Origin of the sequence: Zwartia lucis (assembly GCF_965234455.1) — a bacterium.
In the GTDB taxonomy this organism is placed as follows: Bacteria; Pseudomonadota; Gammaproteobacteria; order Burkholderiales; family Burkholderiaceae_B; genus Zwartia; species Zwartia lucis.
In genome coordinates this window covers 85,391-103,607 of sequence record NZ_OZ248475.1, presented here as the reverse complement: position 1 = coordinate 103,607, position 18,217 = coordinate 85,391, and the positions used below count along the sequence as shown (strand labels likewise).

Here is an 18,217-nt window from a genome sequence, read left to right as displayed (position 1 = left end):
GCTGATGCGCTTAGAAACTTACAGCTAGACCAATCGCAAAACCTCGAACATTGTCACCAAAAGCGTAACGTGCCACGACTCTGGTTCTCGTGACGAATGCTTTGTATTTGCTCGAGTCAAACTCGATTCCTGCGCCCACGGAAGTTAAGTTATTAAAACCCAGCAGACCGCGCTGGTCTCCTAGATAAACAGTATTCGCAGCCTCTAGGACATAGCGAAGAGGCTTGTCCATTACGACTAGGCCTGAGGGGGCGCGATAGCGCATATACAGGCTGGCCGCCTCCGCGGAAGATGACCCACTGACCGAAGCGGAGGAATCAAAGGTGCGAAGTCGGATGTTGGTGTAACGCAACTCGACATCGATTTCGTGCTCTGGTTTGACAAGGGTGTAGTCGAGCATGAGTGAGCCGCCTAAACCGTAGGCATTGAGTCTCCCTCTTTTTAAAAAGTCTAACGAAGGATCGAAGCGTTCATCAACAAATCTCCCGGCTAAGGAGGCATCCGATTCGAGATGAGCCAGAGAAAAGTTAAAAATGGGTCGTAGCACGAGATTGGGGGCAACGGGGAAGTCGTAGCCAACGCCACCTGATAAAGCGATTGAATTCCATCGGGCAGGTACGGTGCGAAAATCTTGCCCACGTTCGCTCACAAAAACAGGATCGAAGCGCATGACGGCGGCAGAGCCCTCAAGATAGACAGGGACTTTTTTGCTGATGGTTTCCCCGCCCGCGAACTGCGTCATGAACAAGCGATTTTGTCCGACTTGATCGTCGCGGATGGATAAAAAGCTGCTTGTTAGATCAGGTACTACGGAATAGGACATCATCGCGAGGACTTCATCCGCGCTTTCTTTGATTTTGGCGGCCGGCAACAGGCCGAGCCCCTTCGCATGAGGGGCGCTGAATGGCATCCCCGACAGGGCGAAAATCAGGACAAAAAATGCGTGAGCGAGAAAATGTCTATACATAAGGTGATTAAAACTAAAGCGCAAGCAATTCCCATACCCTAACTGGAGTACGCTTTTGTTTTTTTTGGGGTGCTCCATTGATCAAGGCAAGCATTCGTCCCATTGTTCCATAACAATTGTAATATTTAGAACTCGCAGGCGCGATCAAAATGTGATGGTGACCTTCTTCGCAAGACTACATCTCTACAGGAATATGTATGCAGACTCCACACCGCTTATCGATGATTGTGCTTGCGCTCTCTTTTGCTTGGGCTGCGCCAACGATTGGACAGTCCGTGGGTCAAGCCGGATCTGCAGCGCCCCAAGCGCAAAACGCTAATGCGCCTGTTTTCTCAGCGCAAGAAGTGGACGCGATGGTTGCACCGATTGCTTTGTATCCAGATGCTTTGCTTTCTCAAGTGCTGATGGCGGCGACTTATCCACTTGAGATTGTTCAGGCTGCGCGTTGGTCAAAATCAACGGGTAACGCCGGAGGTGAAGCTGCGCTGAGCAAAGTGAGTGATCAGACTTGGGATCCGAGTGTCCAGTCATTGGTGGCGTTTCCAAAACTGTTGACCATGATGAGTGATCAACTGGATTGGACGCAAAAGCTTGGAGATGCTTTTCTGGCGCAGCAGGGCGATGTGATGGATTCGATTCAGCGCTTGCGCCAGCAGGCGCAAAAAGCCGGAAACCTGAGCTCTAACAGCCAACAGAATGTTTCCACGCAAGGTCAAACAATCATCATCGAGCCCGCACAACCTAATGTGATTTATGTGCCTGCCTACAACCCGACCGTTGTGTATGGCACCTGGCCTTATCCATCATATCCGCCTGTTTATTATCCGGGCGTGATGAGTTGGTATCCAGGCCAAGCATTGGTCAATGGCTTGATGTGGGGAGCGGGAATTGCTGCAACTGGTGCGATATTCGGCGGTTTTAATTGGAATAATCGCGACGTCAATATCAACGTCAATAACTTCAACCGAATCAGTCGCAATAACTTTTATTCCGGCCAGGGTAACAGTAACTGGAAACACAATCCTCAGCATCGTGGAGCGGTCGCGTACCGCGACAATGTCTCACGTCAGAAATATTCAACTAGAGATGTTAGCGCGGTTAATGCACGCAATGAATTGCGTGGGCACGGTCCAGCTCAGGGCGGTGGCGCACTCGCGGGAGATCGCGCGCCTGTTCGTAATGCCGGCAATGCCGACAATGCTCCATCGCGTCCCGTTGCTGCGGCTCCAGCGCGTCCAATAGAGCAAAATCGTCCCGCACCTCAGAGGGAGGCGGTGCAACAAAGAGCGGCACAGGCTCAGCCTGCTGCGCGCGCAGATGCCTTTAGAGGGGTAGATGCGGGAAGGCAATCCATTGATCGTGGACGGGCAAGTGCGGCGGCTGCTTCACATCCCAATGTGGGTCATGGTGGTGGAGGACGACCTGGCGGTGGCGGTGGTGGCGGACGTATGCAAGGGCGCGGTTAAACACGTAAGTGACAACATAAAAAATTAATCTAGACTTTTATTGAGACCACCATGATTGCACGTATTGGTTCAGTATTGATGTTGACGATGGGCTTGTTGCTGACCTCGGCAACGGCACAGGCTCAACGTATCCAGCAGGTTTTTAAAACGCCGCAAGCCGCGATGGAAGAGTTCGGTTATGCCGTGAAAAACAAAGACGATCTTTTATTTAAACTGATGCTCGGGGATGACTACAAATCGTTTATTCCAGCGCCGACCAAGGAAGACTATCAACGCTTTATCGCCGCTTGGGATAAAACACACAAGATTGTGATGGACAACCCTCAGTTAGCCCACATCGGCGTCGGTGAAAAAGGTTGGACACTGCCGATCCCGTTGGTGAAGCAGGGAACGGACTGGCGCTTTGATTTGGATTTGGCTGCACAAGAAATGAAACAACGCACCATCGGCGCAAATGAAATCGCTGTAATGAGGGCGATGCTCGCTTATGGCGATGCGCAGATGGAATACGCAGAAAAAGATCGCATGAGTGATGGAGTACTGCAATACGCACAACGTTTGCAAAGCACACCGGGCACCAAGGACGGTTTGTATTGGCCGACTAACGCCGATGAACCGCGCAGTCCAATCGGTGAATTTTTCGCTGAATCAAAATCGATTGATGGGATTGATGAGCGCGGCTTTTATGGATATTTGTTTAAAGTCTTGACCTCTCAAGGTCGCGCCGCCCCTGGAGGGGTGCTCGACTACATCGTAAATGGACGTATGATTGGCGGGTATGCTCTGTTGGCATGGCCCGTGAGTTATGGTGAAACAGGCGTGATGACGTTCATGGTCAATCATGCTGGTCAGATTTATCAAAAAAATCTTGGTCCTGCGACAGAACGTTTAGCGAAACAAATTTCGACTTTTAATCCTGATGCCTCATGGCAAAAGGTTTCTAAAGACGATCTGTGATCGTAGGGTGTCTGCACTGGTTGATAATAGCGGGATTGATATTTTTTAAAATATTTACTTTTTAGGTTGACGATCTGTGTCGCGCGAGCTTGATCAGGAGTTTTTGCTTAATTCTCAGGCGTTGCTGCATGCTGTCTCACTGATGGAAAAGGTTTCTAATGTTGTGGATGCCGCCTCTATTGGTCGCGTATTACCAGAGACAGGAATGGGCTCGATTGAGACCTTGAATCAGCTTGCTCCCATCGTATTGGGACACGCCGCGCGACTTGGCGCACCGACGGCCTTTGCGCACAAGGACCCTCCAACCCCTTGGGTCACTTGGGCAACCACGCTCTGGAATGCGTCTCTCAATCAAAATTTGCTGCATCCAGCAACTGCGCCTGTCGCCCGTCAACTCGAAGAAAAAGTGATCGCCTGGTTATGTCCGTATTTCGGAATGACGGGTGGACATATGACTCCAGGATCGTCAGCGGCCAACCTCACTGCCTTATGGGCGGCCCGCGAATGCGCCGGCATCACAGAAGTGGTGGCGTCAGACTCTGCGCATTTATCGATTAAAAAATCTGCCCATATTCTCGGTTTGCGTTTTACGATAGTTCCAACGGACGCGCAAGGCGTTCTGAATCCCGAGGCTCTCCCCAAGGACATGTCTCGTGCAGCGTTGGTCTTGACCTCTGGCACGACGAGTGTTGGTGCACTCGATCCGCTCGCACTGATTGGCAGAGCGGCCTGGACCCATGTGGATGCGGCCTGGGGTGGTCCCTTGCGCTTAACCCGTTTTGCGCATCGACTCGACGGTATCGCTCGCGCTGATTCAGTCGCGGTGTCCTCGCACAAATGGCTGTTTCAACCGAAAGAATCCGCACTTGTTTTATTTCGTGACTCAGAAAAGGCGACCGAAGCGATTAGTTTTGGAGGCGCCTACTTGACCGAGCCCAATGTGGGCTTGCTCGGCTCTCACGGTGCGACGGCGATTCCATTGTTGGCGACCCTGATGAGTTGGGGGCGTGAGGGTGTCGCACAACGTATCGAGCGTTGTATGGCGCTAGCAGATGAATTGGCTGATTTTGTTCGCAGCGATACCCGGCTCGAGTTGTTTGCCAAGCCTACGACTGGCATCGTCGCATGGCGGGCCATGGAGTCAAAAACGATCGAACGACTCATGCAACAATTACCTGCAGGTATGATTTCAACCGTGACGATTGGGTCGCGTCAATGGTTACGCAATACTGCAGCGAATCCAAACGTGGACATGCCGTTGATGATTGAGACGATAAAAAAAGTATTGAACGAAGCATGACAGTAAATACCAAAATGAACACCAACACCAACACCAACACTAAACCAACGATTGTCCTGGCGCCTGGTTTTATGACCGACTATGACATGTGGAGTGACTTTGTTCCTTTTTTAAAGGATTACAACGTCAGCTATGCCGACTTTAGCGAAGGGACCACGTTGCAAGAGTTGGCCGCGAGTAATTTACGCCGCTGTCCAGAGCGGATTATTTTGATTGGATTTTCTTTAGGTGGCTATATTTGTCGCCATATGTTGTACCAGGCACCAGAGCGCGTGGAGGCGTTGGTCTTGATTGGAACTTCAACCAGGCCCACTGCACCGCCCATGACTGACGGTCCGGCCGTGAAGATGTTTCGCGGCATGAGTCGCAGTGCCCTTAGGCGTGCAGTGCATGAGGATCGTGAGAATGACGAGGCGCTGATCGATAGATTGAAAGATATGGGAGAGCGCTTAGGAGCTGAGGTGTTTGCACGTTTATCCGCGCTTGAGCGGAAATCTGATCTTGAAATGATGCGGACTATCCAATGCCCTGTCTTGGTGGTGACGGCAGATCAGGATCGGTTACGCACGATGGAGGAGGCCACTGAAATGGCTGAGGCCGCCAACGCTCCGCTTGTGGTGCTTGAGCATTGTGGACATATGATGCCGATGGAAGAGCCTAAACAGCTTGCCAATGTGGTGCTGAGCTGGCTTTCAAAAGAGCTTGGGCAGCTACGATCATCCTAGACAGTCGTCAGGATTTGTGAGCATGTCGGTCGCTATCGTGAGTTGTGGGTGCTAAAGTCAATTACTTGTTTTTAACGCATCACTCACTGGGATTTCTTTCATGATCGCTCGCAAGCTTTTTTCAAGTTTTTTTGCCGTAACCCTGATGGCTGCTGCTGCTGTAGCCGTCGCACAAACACCCACCGCCAGCCAACAAAAGCAAATCAAGGAAGCCGAGGAGCGTTTTGCTGCTTCGGACAAAAATGCCGATGGCAAGCTGACGCTCGAAGAAGCACAAGCCGGGATGCCGCGCATTGCTTCTAATTTTAAAAAAATCGATGTAAATAACGATGGTTTCGTGACGATCGAAGAAATCAAGGCCATGATCCTCAAGTAATTCTGCAGCGATGATGTGGCACAATAATTTTTCAATAACGCCCATCAAGAGTGCAGAAAATGTCCAAGCTACAGTCCCCAATCGCGCCCAAGCCACCGGGCGTCGATAGTTTTTCACCGAGAGTCTTCAATGGTGTTGCGCACTTTCCTCTTTATTACATGCGTGGAGGAACGTCGACGGGTGTGGTGATTTGGGAGCCACATTTGCCTGAGTCCCTTGAACTCAAAGAGGAGCTCATCCGTCGCATCATGGGTGTGCCTGTCGAAGGCGAAACCAAAGGCAACAAGCAAATCAATGGTCTTGGGCGCGGTCCCGCGACAAGCAATAAAGTATTCATACTGAATATGCACGAGGGTCCTGAAGCGGACTTGAGCAGCACATTGGCACAGCTCGCTGCAGACAAATCCGCAATTGACTGGAGTGTGAATTGCGGCAATATGTCTTCAGCGTTACCGCTGTACGCCCTAGAGACGGGCTTGATCCAAGCGCAAATGCCTTTGACGCAGATTCGGATTTTTAATACCAACACCAACGTCATTACCGACGCGCGTGTGAGTACTCCAGAGGGTAATGCCCTGGTGCCCGCTGACACTGAGATCCCTGGTGTGATGGGCGCTTTTCCAGGTGTGGAGCTCAGTCTTCGGCAGCCGATTGGCGCCAAGACGGGCAAGCTCTTTCCGACGGGTAATCGCAAGGACGTGTTTGCGGGCGTGACCGTGAGTTGTCTAGACGTCGCTGTACCGATGGTGATTGTCAATGCGGCTGAGTTGGGTCAGCAAGGTGATGAGACGATTGAGGCGCTGAATCAAGACCATGCACTCAAAGCGCGGCTGCGTGAAATCTGGGTCGAAGCGGGTCTAAAAATGGGACTCAAGAAACGCAATGGTGAGTTGATGACGCGACCCGAGTTGGGAAACAGTGAAACGGTGCCAAAGATCTGTCTGGTCTCTGCGCCTAAACGCACAGGACACATCACTGTCAGGTATTTTACGCCCCAGTCGGCCCACAACTCTCTTGCAGTGACTGGCGGGTGTTGTCTGGCGACAGCGTGTTTATTGCCAGGAACAGTGGCTCATGATGTCGCTCAACATCTGTCTGAGTTTACAAACGAAGAGCGTGAAATCGTCGTGGATATGGAAAATCCAGCGGGTATTTTGCGTGCCCGCATTCGCGGTGCATTGTCAGGAGACGGAGCCTCCATTCCCTGGGCGGCGTATGCGCGCAACACACAAGTATTTATGAGGGGGTATGTGCCGATTTATACGCCCTCAAAAGAGTTAATAAAATTTTTCTCAGGAGATCTGACTTGAAAACGATTATTGCCAAGCCTTTGACGACACATAAAGAGCCTAGCCCTAGTTTGCCTTTTGAAGTGAGTCTCTTAAAGCGCGTTCAGGCTTTTCTCGCGGACGACGAAGAGTTTGTATTCATTCCACCCTTTCGTGTCACGCGAGGCTGAGGATGTCTGTTGTTTTGTACTCGTACCGCCGTTGTCCATATGCCATGCGCGCGCGGATGGCGCTGTGGTGCGCCGAGATTGCCTTGGATGTACGCGAGATCAGTTTGCGCGACAAGCCACCTGAGTTGCTGGCGATTTCTCCCAAGGGCACTGTGCCTGTATTGCACTGTGCCGATGGACAGGTCATTGACCAGAGCTTGGATATCATGCGCTGGGCACTTCAACAGTACGATCCACTCGGGTGGTTGCGCTGGGAGGAAGACTCTGAGGCTTTCGCGCGGCAAGAATCGTTGATCACGTGCAACGATACGACGTTCAAGTATTGGCTGGATCGCTACAAATATGCTGAGCGGTACCCAGAGTTTGATCAGACCTATTATCGTCATCAGGCACTGAGCTGCCAGCTTGAGGTGCTGGAGCAACGCTTGTCTCAATCTGCTTTTTTAGGCGGCGAGACTGCGGACCTCAGTGATGTCGCGTTATTTCCTTTTATCAGGCAGTTCGCTGCGGTCGATACGAGCTGGTTTGATGCGAGTCCTTATTCTGCGACGCGACAGTGGTTGCGCGGCTGGGTCGAGAGCGAGCTGTTCAAAAAGATCATGGCTAAGCTGTCGGTTCAATAATGTGGCGGGAGTTCGTCGCGCAAATTTTGTAAGCCTGTATTGCGATCCTGAGGGAGCTGCTGGCGCAGTGCATTGACCTCTCGTGCAAGGGCATCAATGAGTTGTTGTTGACGAAAAATGGTTTGATTCAGCTGATCAAGCATATCGTCGGCAAGTCCGGTTTTGATCTCTAGATCCGTTAGGCGTTGCTCGAGAGAGGGTTGCGTATTCATAGGCTTCTTTTATGAGAAAGGCGACTCATGAGGTCGTCCGGGTAGAGGTTTGACGACCACGCATCACAACCGCAGCGGCAAAAAAGTTGAGGCCTGCTGCGAGGCCAAGCGGGAGCTGATAGCCACCACTCAAGTCAAACAGCACACCAAAAAAGGCGGGACCTAAGGAAGACATCAGCTGCATGAGCATCGCCGCAACACCAAAGATCGCACCAAACGATGCGGCACCAAACTCACGGCGCACAATGAGTGGCGGTAATGTGGTGATACTCCCTGCAGACAGCCCAAAGCCCAAGACCGCGATGATGAGTGCCCAGGTATGGTCGTTGAAAAAAGCACCTAGGCTCAGACTCACGGCCGCGTTGAGCAATACCCCGCACGCGATTAACCGAACATCCAGATGGTCTGAAAAGCGCGCCAGCAACATGCGTCCGAGAAACGCGAGAACCGCTGCGAGCGTGACACACAGCGCAGTACCTGAGGTGCCGATCGCGGGAAGCAATAACGACACCTGGTGAGTCAGAAAGCCGATTTGTACCATCAGCGCGAAACCAAAGGCCAGGGTGACGGTTCGTAAGGCTGTTGTACTCAGTGCCGCAGATCGCGTCCAGGTCCGAGGCGCTGAAGATTGCGTGCTGTCTATTGGTGCGATGCCATCGGGATAGAGACCCAGATCTTGCGGGTGTCGACGCATAATAAAAAAACTAATGGGCCAAACCGTTGTTAAAACGATCAAGGCGACCACAAGCATGGCAATGGAAAAGCTAAAGGTGCCAATCAGCGCGAGCAAAACAGGCACTCCGACCATACCGCCGATGCTTGCCCCCAACATGGCTGTGGAGACGGCACGTCCCTGATGACGATCAAACCAGGGGGCCAGGGAGGAGGTGATGGCGGTGGTCGACAAGCAGGCCCAACCTAGCCCCATCAGGGCAAAGCTAGCATAGACATGCCAGATTTGGGTGATGGCGCTCATGGCGATAAAACCACTTGCCATCACGGCGGCACCAAGCGCCATGACGCGTTGCGGACCGTATTTGGAAATGGCGCTTCCGACAAAACTCAATACTGAGGCGTTGACCAGAAAGGCGAGTGTCAAGGCCGACGACACCAAGCCAATCGACCAGTCGTGCAGTTGACTGATGGTGTGCAGATAAACGCTCGGTCCGTAGAGACCGAAGGACCAGGCGACGGTCGCGACCGCCATGCAGCCCGCAACCATCCACCAGCCATGAAAAATTGTTGATTTCATGGCGGATGGCGCCCACTGCATGGGTTTAGGCCTCGAGTTGGCAGGCTTTGAACGATGGTAGCGCTTCGCAACGTGCCGTCAGGGCCACGAGGTGAGGGAAGTCGGCGGCAACGGCAACCTTGGGGATCATTTTGTTGAGAAAGAACCAACCGACGGCGACGGTCAGGCAATCAAGGCGGGCCTTGTCGCCACCCGGAAACGTATTTTTGGCGGCGAGTTCCTCGAGCATGACCAGGCTGGCGCGCACTTGTGCACTAAGACCGTCGATGAAGGGCTGATGAACTTTTTCAGTGGGGCGCTTGAGGGGTTCGTACAAAATCTGAATCGCCTTGTCGAGGCCGCTGGTCATTACGGCGCAATGCTGGAGAATGTGACGGCGATCGGCGCCGCTGGCTGGCAGCAGTTTCTGGCCGGGGCTCATTTCAAGCAGGGTATCGATGATGGCCGAGCTTTCGACCAGGTGCTCGCCATGGTCCAACACGAGAACGGGTACCTTGGCGATAGGGTTAAACGACTTGATGGCTTCGACGTCTTTGGCGGTCGACAAGCTTTTATGCTCGTAGGGGATGCCGAGGGTTTGCAAAACGACGCCGACGCGGCGAACAAAGGGTGAAACATAGCGGCCAACCAAAATCATTTTTATCTCCAGTTTGTGTGGGTGTTGTGTATGGCGGTGTTGTATTGATTTACAGTTGAGTATCGCTCAAATTTGTCCTTGCACCAAGAGATCCTGAAGATGACTCGAAATATGCCCTTTAAAAGCACTTTTATAAACGGTGTTGCCTGGGTGATGGCCCTGGCCATTTCCTCAAGCGTCTTGGCTCAAACCAGTACTCAGAGCCCCAGGGTTGATTTTGGAGACTTTAAGATTGACCTGACTGAGGTCAGTATCGGTCGCTTTGCCGAGTATGCCCAACGCAAAGGTCTCGTGACCGAGGCCGAGCGTAGCGGAGGAGGTTTCGAATATGTGATGGGCTGGCAAAAGCGCCCAGGCTGGAACTGGCGCACACCCTTCGGCATCCCGGCTCAAGCCGATGAGCCCGCAGTTCAGATCAAGTGGGCGGAGGCACGTGCCTTTTGTCAGGATGCGGGCGGAGACCTGCCCACCAAAGCGCAGTGGCAACGGGCGGCTTACACCGAACAGCGTGACAACCCTCCCGCACCATTTATCAAGGGTAAAACCTACGAATATCCTACGGGCGATACTGGCCAGGGTGCCAATGTGAAGGGTGGCGCGGATGGCTGGGAGCGTCATGCTCCGGTCGGTCGTACGCGCGCAGGTGTCAATGGACTGTATGACATGGGGGCGAATGCCTGGGAATGGTTGTTGGACGCCCAAGGCAAGACACACCTGACCGCAGGAGGTTCCTGGTGGTATGGGCCTTCGCAAATGCGTGTTGAAGGCATGCAATACAAACCAGACGATGTGTATGTGGCCTATATCGGCTTTCGCTGCGTATACTAAGCTTTAACATCGTTTGTTCTTTATTTTAGGAGATCCCTGTGTCTACGCCTATCAGCGCTTTAAATCCCGATTTTGCCGTTGCGCCTCAGTTGCAGCCGGGTGATATGGCTGCGGTTGCCTCAGCGGGTTTTAAAAGCGTCATTATTAATCGTCCTGATTACGAATCGGGTCCGGATCAGCCAACGGCGGCTGCAGTGAGCGCGGCGGCTAAAGCTGCCGGTCTAGCCGTTGAGTATCAGCCGGTGGTGAGCGGCGGGATGACTGCGCAAGACGTCGAGCGCTTTACAGAGCTGTTAGGAACGCTGCCTAAACCGATTTTGGCGTATTGCCGCTCGGGTACCCGTTGCACAGTCCTGTATCGGGCCGCGACCGGAAATTCTTGATTTTGATCAATTGTCCGCATTTTCCCTATTGGGTTGTTACGGTTTAGGGGCTAGTATGTAGTCGTTCAGTTCTCTTTGGAGGAAAGTCTATGATGTTCCAAAAAATATTAATCCCGACCGACGGTTCCGCATTGTCAGCGCAATCCGCAAACGCAGGTATTTCTTTTGCACGCTCTACGGGTGCCGAGATCGTGGCACTCCACGTTTCACAGCCTTTTGCGGCGACGATGGGTTTTGACGGCATGTCAGCGGCCTATGCCATCACCGATGAGGACTATGACAAGGCGAATGCAGAGCAAGCTAAAAAGCACCTCAAAGCTGTCGTGGATCGCGCCGAAACCGCAGGCGTTAAGGCCACTGCGCACGCTGTGTCGAACTTCAATATCGCAGACGGTATTGTTCAATCCGCTAAGGATTATCAGTGCGAAATTATTTTTATTTCTAGCCATGGGCGCAGCGGTTTGTCACGTTTGCTGCTGGGTAGTGTGACGACCAAGGTTCTTGCGTTGACCCATACTTCCGTGTTGGTGTATCGGGTCAAAGACGAGGCGAAGTAATCGAGGTTAAGCAAGACCACACACTCATTGTGGAGATTGCTCGGGGGCTTATGTTTGTTTGTGATTTGCCCTCGCACTTGATCCTTAGCTGGCATATGATAGAGGTCACGCTAGGCTCAAGTGTGGCAGCCGTCGCTGCCCGTGAAGCCTCAGGAGAGCGCATATGACTATCAAAGTCGGCGATCGGGTTCCCGATGCCACACTCACAGAATTCATCGAAACTGAAACAGCAGGCTGCACCGTTGGCCCAAATGCGTTTAAAGTTTCCGACTTGGTCAAGGGCAAAAAGATTTTGATGTTTGCGCTGCCTGGCGCCTTTACGCCAACCTGCTCAGCCAAACACGTGCCTAGCTATGTTGAGCATTTTGACGCGATCAAAGCCAAGGGCGTTGACGAAGTGTGGTGCGTTGCCGTCAATGACGCCTTTGTCATGGGTGCCTGGGGCCGCGAGCAGAAAGCCGCTGGCAAGGTTCGCATGATGGGCGATGGCTCTGCTGAGTGGACTAAAGCACTCGGTTTGGAACTCGACCTCAATGCGCGCGGCATGGGCACTCGCTCAACGCGTTACGCAGCCTATATCGATGACGGTGTCGTCAAAGTTTTACATGTCGAAGGTCCTGGCAAGTACGAGATCAGCGACGCTGCTTCGATGCTCAAAGCGATCTAAGCGATTCGTTTTTTTGTAGGCTGAGTCTGACGGACTCGTTTCGTCACACTCACGTTTCATTTCATCCCGTCTCATGAGGGCCTCTGCCCTTTTTAGGCGGGATGTTTTCATATTCAGATGATCTCAACCCTCAGTTCCTTTCCCTCGCTGTATTTGGCCACGCTGTTGATGCTGGTCAGTACGGGACTATTCAACACCTACATCGCATTGAAATTGTCCGCCGAGTCGGTGAGCGCCTTTTGGATCGGGACACTGATTTCTGCTTACTACTTGGGTCTGGTGTTTGGTGCGCGGATCGGACATCGGTTGATCATTCGAGTGGGACATGTCCGCGCTTGCGCGACCGCCGCGATCTTGTCGATTTGTGCGGTGCTCTCTCAAAGTTTGTTCGACTCTTTGCCTATTTGGATTGGATTGCGCTTGATCGTTGGTGTGGCGATGTCGGTGCAATACATCGTGGTGGAAAGCTGGCTCAACGAGCAAACAGAAAACAGTCATCGCGGTCGTGTGATGTCGGTCTATATGGTGATGTCTGGCTCGGGCACCGCGCTTGGTCAACTCGCGATTACGCTTTATCCAACACACGATTTGCGTCCACTTATTTTTGTGGCGCTGTGTCAGGCGCTGAGCTTGTTACCGATCGTGTTGACACAACGCAAGTTGCCTATTCCACAGCCTCCCGCGCCGATCGACTTTCCTTATTTTTTCAAAGCCGCTCCGCAGGCACTTTTTACCGTATTTTTAGCGGGAAATATTTCCGCATCGTTTTATGGTTTGGCCGCGGTCTTTGCGTATAGCCAAGGTCTGACTACGCCGCAGATCGCGCTCTTCACGGCGACGAGTGTGATTGCAGGTCTGATGGCACAGTGGCCGATGGGTTGGCTCTCTGATCGCACTGACCGCACCAAGTTGATCCGCAATAACGCGGTCGTCTTTACTGTGATCGCGGTGCTGATGTGGGGCTGGATGAGTTGGCCGTATTGGGTGATGCTGATTTTTGCCGCGGGCTTTGGGGTGATTCAGTTTACCTTTTATACCCTGGCCTCTAACCTTGCCAATGACCGCGTCACTACTGAGAAGCGGGTGGGCTTGGCTGCAGTCGTGATGATGACCTATGGCGTGGGTGCCACGATCGGACCGATGATCGCGGGCGCCCTGATGCGTGCCGGTGGCCCCAATATGCTCTACGTGTTTAGTTCGGTGTGCGCCTTGATTCTGGTGTTGTTGATGTGGCAGCCTAAATGGACTCGGTAAGCCAGATCGCGCTCGGTGCGGCGATCACGGTCGGGGTGATGGGGCATCGCACTGCGATATGGAAAGCTGCGCTCTGGGGTGGTATCGCGGGGACTCTGCCAGATCTGGATGCGGTTATCAATCACGGCGACCCCATTTTAAATATGATCCGCCATCGTGCAGAGAGTCACTCTTTGTTGTACTTGAGCCTGTTGGCACCGATCCTTGGCTGGGGCTTGGCAAGGTTGCAGGGGCAGGGTCACACCACGCTGTGGCGCAGATGGACCTTGGCGTTTTGGTTGGCGCTCTTTACCCATCCACTTCTCGATGTGATGACGGTGTATGGCACGCGATTATTACTCCCGTTTACGGATCACCCGTTTGGTGTGGGAAGTGTCTTTATTATTGATCCTCTGTATACCGTTCCGCTTTTAATCGGTTTAGGTGCGGCGTTGATCTTGAAGTCTGCGCGTGGCTTGAAATGGAACGCGGTCGGACTCGCCTTTAGCACCCTGTATCTTGCGTGGGGCGTTGCTGTTCAAGCGCATATGACCCAGCTTGCGGAAGCTTCCTTAAAAAAGTCTGGCATTCAGGCTGAACGATTATTAGTGAACCCCACCGCGTTCAATTCAATTCTTTGGCGCTTGGTCGCGATGACACCCGACTCTTATTACGAGGGTTTCCGGTCTCTACTCGATGAGAAGCCTCAGATTACTTGGAGACAGTATCCCCGTTGCGATGCCTTGGCGCCTGTTGCTGCAAACAATGCGGGTGCCGCGGCGATCGCATTGTTTAGTCACGGCTTTTATAGTCTAGGTCAACAAGACGGACGCTTGACTGTGATGGATCTGCGCATGGGTCAGGAGCCGTACTATTTTTTCCGCTTTGACGTGGGCTCTTTGGAGGGCGGTGCAAGTCGTGAGATTGTGTCGCGCGCAGTGGGACAGAGACCTGATGTCGCAAGTGCCTTGCCCTGGCTTTGGGCGCGAATCAAGGGACAGGATGTGCCGCTGCCTGTCGCCGACCATACTGGTCGATCCATTCAAGCGCTACAGTTAGAACGTTGTGGTGCCCAATAAAAATAAAGGGGACGAGATTGACTCAGGTGCAGGCAAGACCCGGTAAGTGGTATTTTGGTTGGAACATTGTCGCGGTCGCGACGTTTATTACCTTGCTAACAGTCGGGATGAGGCTGGGCATCGGTCCATTTTTTATCCCTATGGCCGAGGATCTGGGCTTTAGCCGAACCTTGCTTGCGACAATCGTGGCCGTTGGGATGCTTTTTTACGGCATCGGTATGCCTATCGCCGGGATGTTGGTGGCTCGTTATGGCACCCGCTTTGTGTTGTTAGTAGGAACGGTGATTGTGATGGGTTCGGTACTCTGGGCCATCGTGGCGCGCGAGCCGTGGTCGTTCATGCTGTCCTTCGGTGTGTTGATGTCGGTCGGCCTGGCCTTTACCAGTCCCGTGGCGTTGACGCCGGTGATCAGTCGCTGGTTCACACGTCAGCGCGGCATGGCGCTGTTTTATCTGTCTACAGGTTCGATGGCAGGGATTGCGGTAATGACGCCCTTGATGACCTGGGCGATTGAGACCTATAGCTGGCAGGCGACCTTGCTTAGTTTTGCGATTGTGTTTGCATTATTAACCATTCCTTCAGCGCTTTTCATCATCAATGATGAGGCACCTGAAAACACGGACCTCTTGCCCTCGCAGATCAATGCGGAAAACAAACAAAGAGCCGCTGCGGCCTCTGCAATGACTTTTTCTGATGCAGTGCGTACGGTCGTGTTCTGGAAGATCTGCCTTGGATTATTTGTCTGCGGCTTTAGTATGAATCTGTTGGGGACGCACGGATTGCCGATGCTGATGGATCATGGTTTTGATTCGGCGACCAGTGCGATGGGAATTAGTGTCATCGGTATCGTGGCGATTTTTGGAACGTTGATTCTTGGACGCCTGGCGGATAAGCTCGAGCGTCGCAGTATTTTGGCTGTGATTTATTTTGTACGCGGATTAGGGTTCTTTGCACTGGTGATGGTGGGTACTCACGTTGAGCTGTTCGCAGCCTCTTTTGTTGGCGGCCTAGTCTGGGCGGGTAGCATCGCGATGTCCTCTGCGATTTTGGCCGATACCTATGGTGTCAGGTTGGTCGGTGTGTTGTATGGCTTGGCGTATCTCGGACACCAATTTGGTGCGACCTTTAGCTCCTGGATTGGTGGCTGGGGCTATGAGACATTTGGTACGCACTGGGTGGCGTTCGGGATGTCGGGCGGGTTGCTGATTGCAGCCGGGTTGATGTCGATGACGTTGCCGCGGAATGCGGTGCGAGGGTAGAGGCTCCGTTTTTTGATGCTAGCTAGCGGTAGTCTGCACTTTGAGGCGCAGGCCCATTGCTTTGAGAATAGCCGTTAGGCTGCTGAGTGCAGGGTTTCCTTTTGGGGATAGAGTGCGATAAAGCTGTGTCGGATTGAGCTGCGCCTGCTCGGCCACTGCCTGAATACCACCATAGGCTTGGGTCAATTGTCTCAACACGATAAGAAGCTCAGCTTGATCGCCGTCTTCGAGTATGTCGTTGACTACGTCTATTGCGAGCGCAGGATCGTTGCGATACAGCTCGGCCATTGCGTCGTCGTGTGGTCTACTTTTCATTGTCGCCTCTCCTTTGCCAGTCGTTAAAGTAAATAACAGAACGCGTAATGTCCGCATCTTGAGTGCGTTTGTCCCCGCCGCATAGAAGTAGCAACACCCGCTGTCCGACTAATGCATAGTAAATACGGTATCCAGGGCCTATGTCGATGCGCATTTCCCAGACACCATCACGGCAATATCTGTGGTCGCCGAAATTGCCATTTTCGATGCGAGTCATGCGCCTGATTATTGCGATCTTGGCTTGTTTGTCTCGCAACCGGCTTAGCCAATCTAAGTAGATATCCTGCTTATCTGCAAGACTTAAGTAATGTTCAATTTTATAAGCGATCATTTTCGTTTATAAACGAATTTAAGTCAAGATTTAAAAATGACGAAAAGTTCGCTTTGAAGAAAAACGGCGCAGGTTAAATCAGAGTGGCTGTAACGTGTGTTTCATGATGAAACACTTGTTTCCAAGTTGCCCAAATCTTGTTTGTGGGTCGTGGATCTATTGTCTTATTAAGCGACTTTTATATATTTAATTATAAAATAGTCGCGACTTTATTATAATTTACTATAAAATAGTCGCATGAAACGCTATCTCGATGACCTCGTCCTTAAAGATCTCCATCGCAAGATGGTGATCGTGACCGGACCACGTCAGGTCGGTAAGACCACACTTTCCAAACAACTGATGCCAAAGTTCGAGCGGGCTCAGTACTTGAATTGGGATGTTGCGCAAGATCGTCGCGTGTTGGTCGATCAAGCCTGGCGACAGGACGCTGGGCTATTGGTCCTCGATGAGATTCACAAGATGAATCTTTGGAATAACTGGCTCAAGGGCGTCGTGGATGGTCGACCAGCGTCGCAAGCTTTACTCGTGACGGGCAGCGCGAGGTTGGATACTTTCCGACATGCTGGAGAGTCGCTGGCAGGGCGTTTTTATTCTTATCGCTTGCATCCATTTTCGGTCAAGGAGTGGTGCTCGACGATGGGTGTAGAGCCTGCAGTGGCGCTCTCTCATTTGGTTGAACGTGGTGGATTTCCTGAGCCGTGCATGGTTGAGTCGACAGAGGACGCGAATCGTTGGCGATCTCAATATTTAACAGGGTTGATTCGCGACGATGTGCTTGAGTTTTCGCGCTTGCGAGAGGTCGGCGCTATGCGGCTTTTTGTCGAGATTTTGTGTGATCGAGTGGGCTCACCATTGTCATTGGCATCAATCGCACGTGACCTCGCGATTTCGCCCATGACCGTGGCGACCTATCTGGAAATTTTGCAGGCGCTTTTCATCGTTTTTACGATTCGCCCTTGGCATAAAAATATCGCCAGAGGGTTGCTCAAGACGCCGAAGATTTATTTTTATGACACGGGGCTCGTCAGAGGTGACTCTGGTGTGCGCCTTGAAAACGCGATGGCGACGATGCTTCAAAAGCACGTTCACTTTTTACAGGATAGCTCCGGACGTGAAGTAGAGCTGCATTATGTTCGCACTAAGGACGGAGCAGAGGTGGACTTTGCGATCAGCGAGGATCGTACTTTGACGCATTTGATTGAGTGCAAAGCAATGGATGATCGTGTACATCCGGCACTGGCACGGTTTGCAGGGGAGTTTCCAGACGCGACTGCGGTTCAGCTGGTGGGGCAGTTGAGACAAGCTCAGTCGAGACAAGGTGTGCTTGTGACGGATGCTGCGACGTGGCTTGCGGAGTTGTCGGCGTGAATTAGATAATTGCTTGTAAGCCTTTGTCTGCGAGTACATTCAGTAGCTTGAGGGCGGGGCCAGTGGGGCGAGTTTCACCTTGTTCCCATTTGCGTATCGTTGAGGCAGTTGTGTTTAGATGAAATATGGCGATCTTTAATCCCAACATACTTTCCAATCCTCGAGATTGTTGCCAGCTAAGGTATCGTCTTGAGACAGCTCAAGTTGTAGTTGAAAAATG

At 52.3% G+C, this 18,217-nt stretch carries 22 protein-coding genes and 1 pseudogene; 16 read left to right on the top strand and 7 right to left on the bottom strand.

From position 1 onward, the window contains the following. Positions 1-10: 10 nt before the first annotated feature. Complete coding sequence (locus AC8GE9_RS14795) at positions 11-967, bottom strand: hypothetical protein (RefSeq protein ID WP_506677922.1); 957 nt, start codon at positions 965-967, stop codon at positions 11-13. Positions 968-1,164: 197 nt separating this feature from the next. Between AC8GE9_RS14795 and AC8GE9_RS14790 the strand changes: the two genes are divergently transcribed. The 8 genes from AC8GE9_RS14790 to AC8GE9_RS14755 all read left to right on the top strand — a co-directional run bounded on the left by AC8GE9_RS14790 (position 1,165) and on the right by AC8GE9_RS14755 (position 7,873). Then, a complete protein-coding gene (locus AC8GE9_RS14790) occupies positions 1,165-2,433 on the top strand; it encodes a DUF3300 domain-containing protein (protein WP_506677921.1) in 1,269 nt (422 codons plus the stop codon). Positions 2,434-2,484: 51 nt separating this feature from the next. Then, on the top strand, positions 2,485-3,390 hold the full coding sequence (locus AC8GE9_RS14785; protein ID WP_506677920.1) for a DUF2950 domain-containing protein: 906 nt from the start codon (positions 2,485-2,487) through the stop codon (positions 3,388-3,390). A 76-nt stretch (positions 3,391-3,466) separates the two neighbouring features. Next, on the top strand, positions 3,467-4,690 hold the full coding sequence (locus tag AC8GE9_RS14780; RefSeq protein WP_506677919.1) for a pyridoxal phosphate-dependent decarboxylase family protein: 1,224 nt from the start codon (positions 3,467-3,469) through the stop codon (positions 4,688-4,690). Next, on the top strand, positions 4,687-5,415 hold the full coding sequence (locus AC8GE9_RS14775; RefSeq protein ID WP_506677918.1) for an alpha/beta fold hydrolase: 729 nt from the start codon (positions 4,687-4,689) through the stop codon (positions 5,413-5,415). Before AC8GE9_RS14780 ends, AC8GE9_RS14775 begins: the two co-directional genes overlap by 4 nt. Before the next feature lie 100 nt (positions 5,416-5,515). Beyond that, positions 5,516-5,791 carry an EF-hand domain-containing protein gene (locus AC8GE9_RS14770; protein ID WP_506677917.1) on the top strand — a complete coding sequence of 92 codons (276 nt, stop codon included), beginning with the start codon at positions 5,516-5,518 and terminating at the stop codon, positions 5,789-5,791. Between the two features lie 59 nt (positions 5,792-5,850). Beyond that, the gene (locus AC8GE9_RS14765; protein ID WP_506677916.1) at positions 5,851-7,101 is read left to right on the top strand and encodes a PrpF domain-containing protein; all 1,251 of its coding nucleotides are present in this window, start codon (positions 5,851-5,853) and stop codon (positions 7,099-7,101) included. Next, positions 7,098-7,250, top strand: coding sequence for a hypothetical protein (locus tag AC8GE9_RS14760; protein WP_506677915.1), 153 nt, complete (start codon positions 7,098-7,100; stop codon positions 7,248-7,250). The genes AC8GE9_RS14765 and AC8GE9_RS14760 overlap by 4 nt, the downstream gene beginning before the upstream one ends. Before the next feature lie 2 nt (positions 7,251-7,252). Continuing rightward, complete coding sequence (locus AC8GE9_RS14755) at positions 7,253-7,873, top strand: glutathione S-transferase (RefSeq protein ID WP_506677914.1); 621 nt, start codon at positions 7,253-7,255, stop codon at positions 7,871-7,873. Here AC8GE9_RS14755 and AC8GE9_RS14750 read toward each other — a convergent pair. Genes AC8GE9_RS14750 through AC8GE9_RS14740 form a run of 3 tightly spaced genes read right to left on the bottom strand, consistent with a single transcriptional unit; the run spans position 7,867 to position 9,974 of the window. After that, complete coding sequence (locus AC8GE9_RS14750) at positions 7,867-8,085, bottom strand: SlyX family protein (protein WP_506677913.1); 219 nt, start codon at positions 8,083-8,085, stop codon at positions 7,867-7,869. The genes AC8GE9_RS14755 and AC8GE9_RS14750 overlap by 7 nt on opposite strands. A gap of 25 nt (positions 8,086-8,110) precedes the next feature. After that, complete coding sequence (locus tag AC8GE9_RS14745) at positions 8,111-9,337, bottom strand: MFS transporter (RefSeq protein WP_506677912.1); 1,227 nt, start codon at positions 9,335-9,337, stop codon at positions 8,111-8,113. A 25-nt stretch (positions 9,338-9,362) separates the two neighbouring features. Further along, positions 9,363-9,974, bottom strand: coding sequence for a glutathione S-transferase family protein (locus AC8GE9_RS14740; protein ID WP_506677911.1), 612 nt, complete (start codon positions 9,972-9,974; stop codon positions 9,363-9,365). 99 nt (positions 9,975-10,073) lie between these two features. Here AC8GE9_RS14740 and AC8GE9_RS14735 point away from each other — a divergent pair, with 99 nt between their 5' ends. The 7 genes from AC8GE9_RS14735 to AC8GE9_RS14705 all read left to right on the top strand — a co-directional run bounded on the left by AC8GE9_RS14735 (position 10,074) and on the right by AC8GE9_RS14705 (position 15,980). Further along, on the top strand, positions 10,074-10,802 hold the full coding sequence (locus tag AC8GE9_RS14735; RefSeq protein ID WP_506677910.1) for an SUMF1/EgtB/PvdO family nonheme iron enzyme: 729 nt from the start codon (positions 10,074-10,076) through the stop codon (positions 10,800-10,802). A gap of 38 nt (positions 10,803-10,840) precedes the next feature. After that, a complete protein-coding gene (locus AC8GE9_RS14730; protein ID WP_506677909.1) occupies positions 10,841-11,185 on the top strand; it encodes a protein tyrosine phosphatase family protein in 345 nt (114 codons plus the stop codon). A 92-nt stretch (positions 11,186-11,277) separates the two neighbouring features. Next, on the top strand, positions 11,278-11,742 hold the full coding sequence (locus AC8GE9_RS14725) for a universal stress protein (RefSeq protein ID WP_506678087.1): 465 nt from the start codon (positions 11,278-11,280) through the stop codon (positions 11,740-11,742). A 163-nt stretch (positions 11,743-11,905) separates the two neighbouring features. Beyond that, positions 11,906-12,409, top strand: coding sequence for a peroxiredoxin (locus AC8GE9_RS14720; RefSeq protein WP_506677908.1), 504 nt, complete (start codon positions 11,906-11,908; stop codon positions 12,407-12,409). A gap of 117 nt (positions 12,410-12,526) precedes the next feature. Further along, positions 12,527-13,663 carry an MFS transporter gene (locus tag AC8GE9_RS14715; protein ID WP_506677907.1) on the top strand — a complete coding sequence of 379 codons (1,137 nt, stop codon included), beginning with the start codon at positions 12,527-12,529 and terminating at the stop codon, positions 13,661-13,663. Further along, positions 13,651-14,721: a metal-dependent hydrolase gene (locus AC8GE9_RS14710; RefSeq protein WP_506677906.1), complete on the top strand. Its 1,071-nt coding sequence runs from the start codon at positions 13,651-13,653 to the stop codon at positions 14,719-14,721. Before AC8GE9_RS14715 ends, AC8GE9_RS14710 begins: the two co-directional genes overlap by 13 nt. A 17-nt stretch (positions 14,722-14,738) precedes the next feature. Beyond that, positions 14,739-15,980 (top strand): MFS transporter, encoded by a 1,242-nt coding sequence (locus AC8GE9_RS14705; protein WP_506677905.1) that lies wholly within the window; start codon positions 14,739-14,741, stop codon positions 15,978-15,980. Between the two features lie 18 nt (positions 15,981-15,998). On the opposite strand, the gene AC8GE9_RS14700 is transcribed toward AC8GE9_RS14705, so the two are convergent. Both AC8GE9_RS14700 and AC8GE9_RS14695 read right to left on the bottom strand, forming a co-directional pair. Next, on the bottom strand, positions 15,999-16,295 hold the full coding sequence (locus AC8GE9_RS14700) for a helix-turn-helix domain-containing transcriptional regulator (RefSeq protein WP_506677904.1): 297 nt from the start codon (positions 16,293-16,295) through the stop codon (positions 15,999-16,001). Next, the gene (locus AC8GE9_RS14695) at positions 16,285-16,626 is read right to left on the bottom strand and encodes a type II toxin-antitoxin system RelE/ParE family toxin (RefSeq protein ID WP_506677903.1); all 342 of its coding nucleotides are present in this window, start codon (positions 16,624-16,626) and stop codon (positions 16,285-16,287) included. Before AC8GE9_RS14695 ends, AC8GE9_RS14700 begins: the two co-directional genes overlap by 11 nt. Positions 16,627-16,863: 237 nt before the next feature. On the opposite strand from AC8GE9_RS14695, the gene AC8GE9_RS14690 reads away from it, so the two are divergent. Next, positions 16,864-17,997 (top strand): ATP-binding protein, encoded by a 1,134-nt coding sequence (locus AC8GE9_RS14690; RefSeq protein WP_506677902.1) that lies wholly within the window; start codon positions 16,864-16,866, stop codon positions 17,995-17,997. A 1-nt stretch (position 17,998) separates the two neighbouring features. Here the strand turns inward: AC8GE9_RS14690 and AC8GE9_RS14685 are convergent. Beyond that, positions 17,999-18,118: pseudogene (locus AC8GE9_RS14685) on the bottom strand (helix-turn-helix domain-containing protein); the annotation flags it as partial. Positions 18,119-18,217 lie beyond the last annotated feature (99 nt).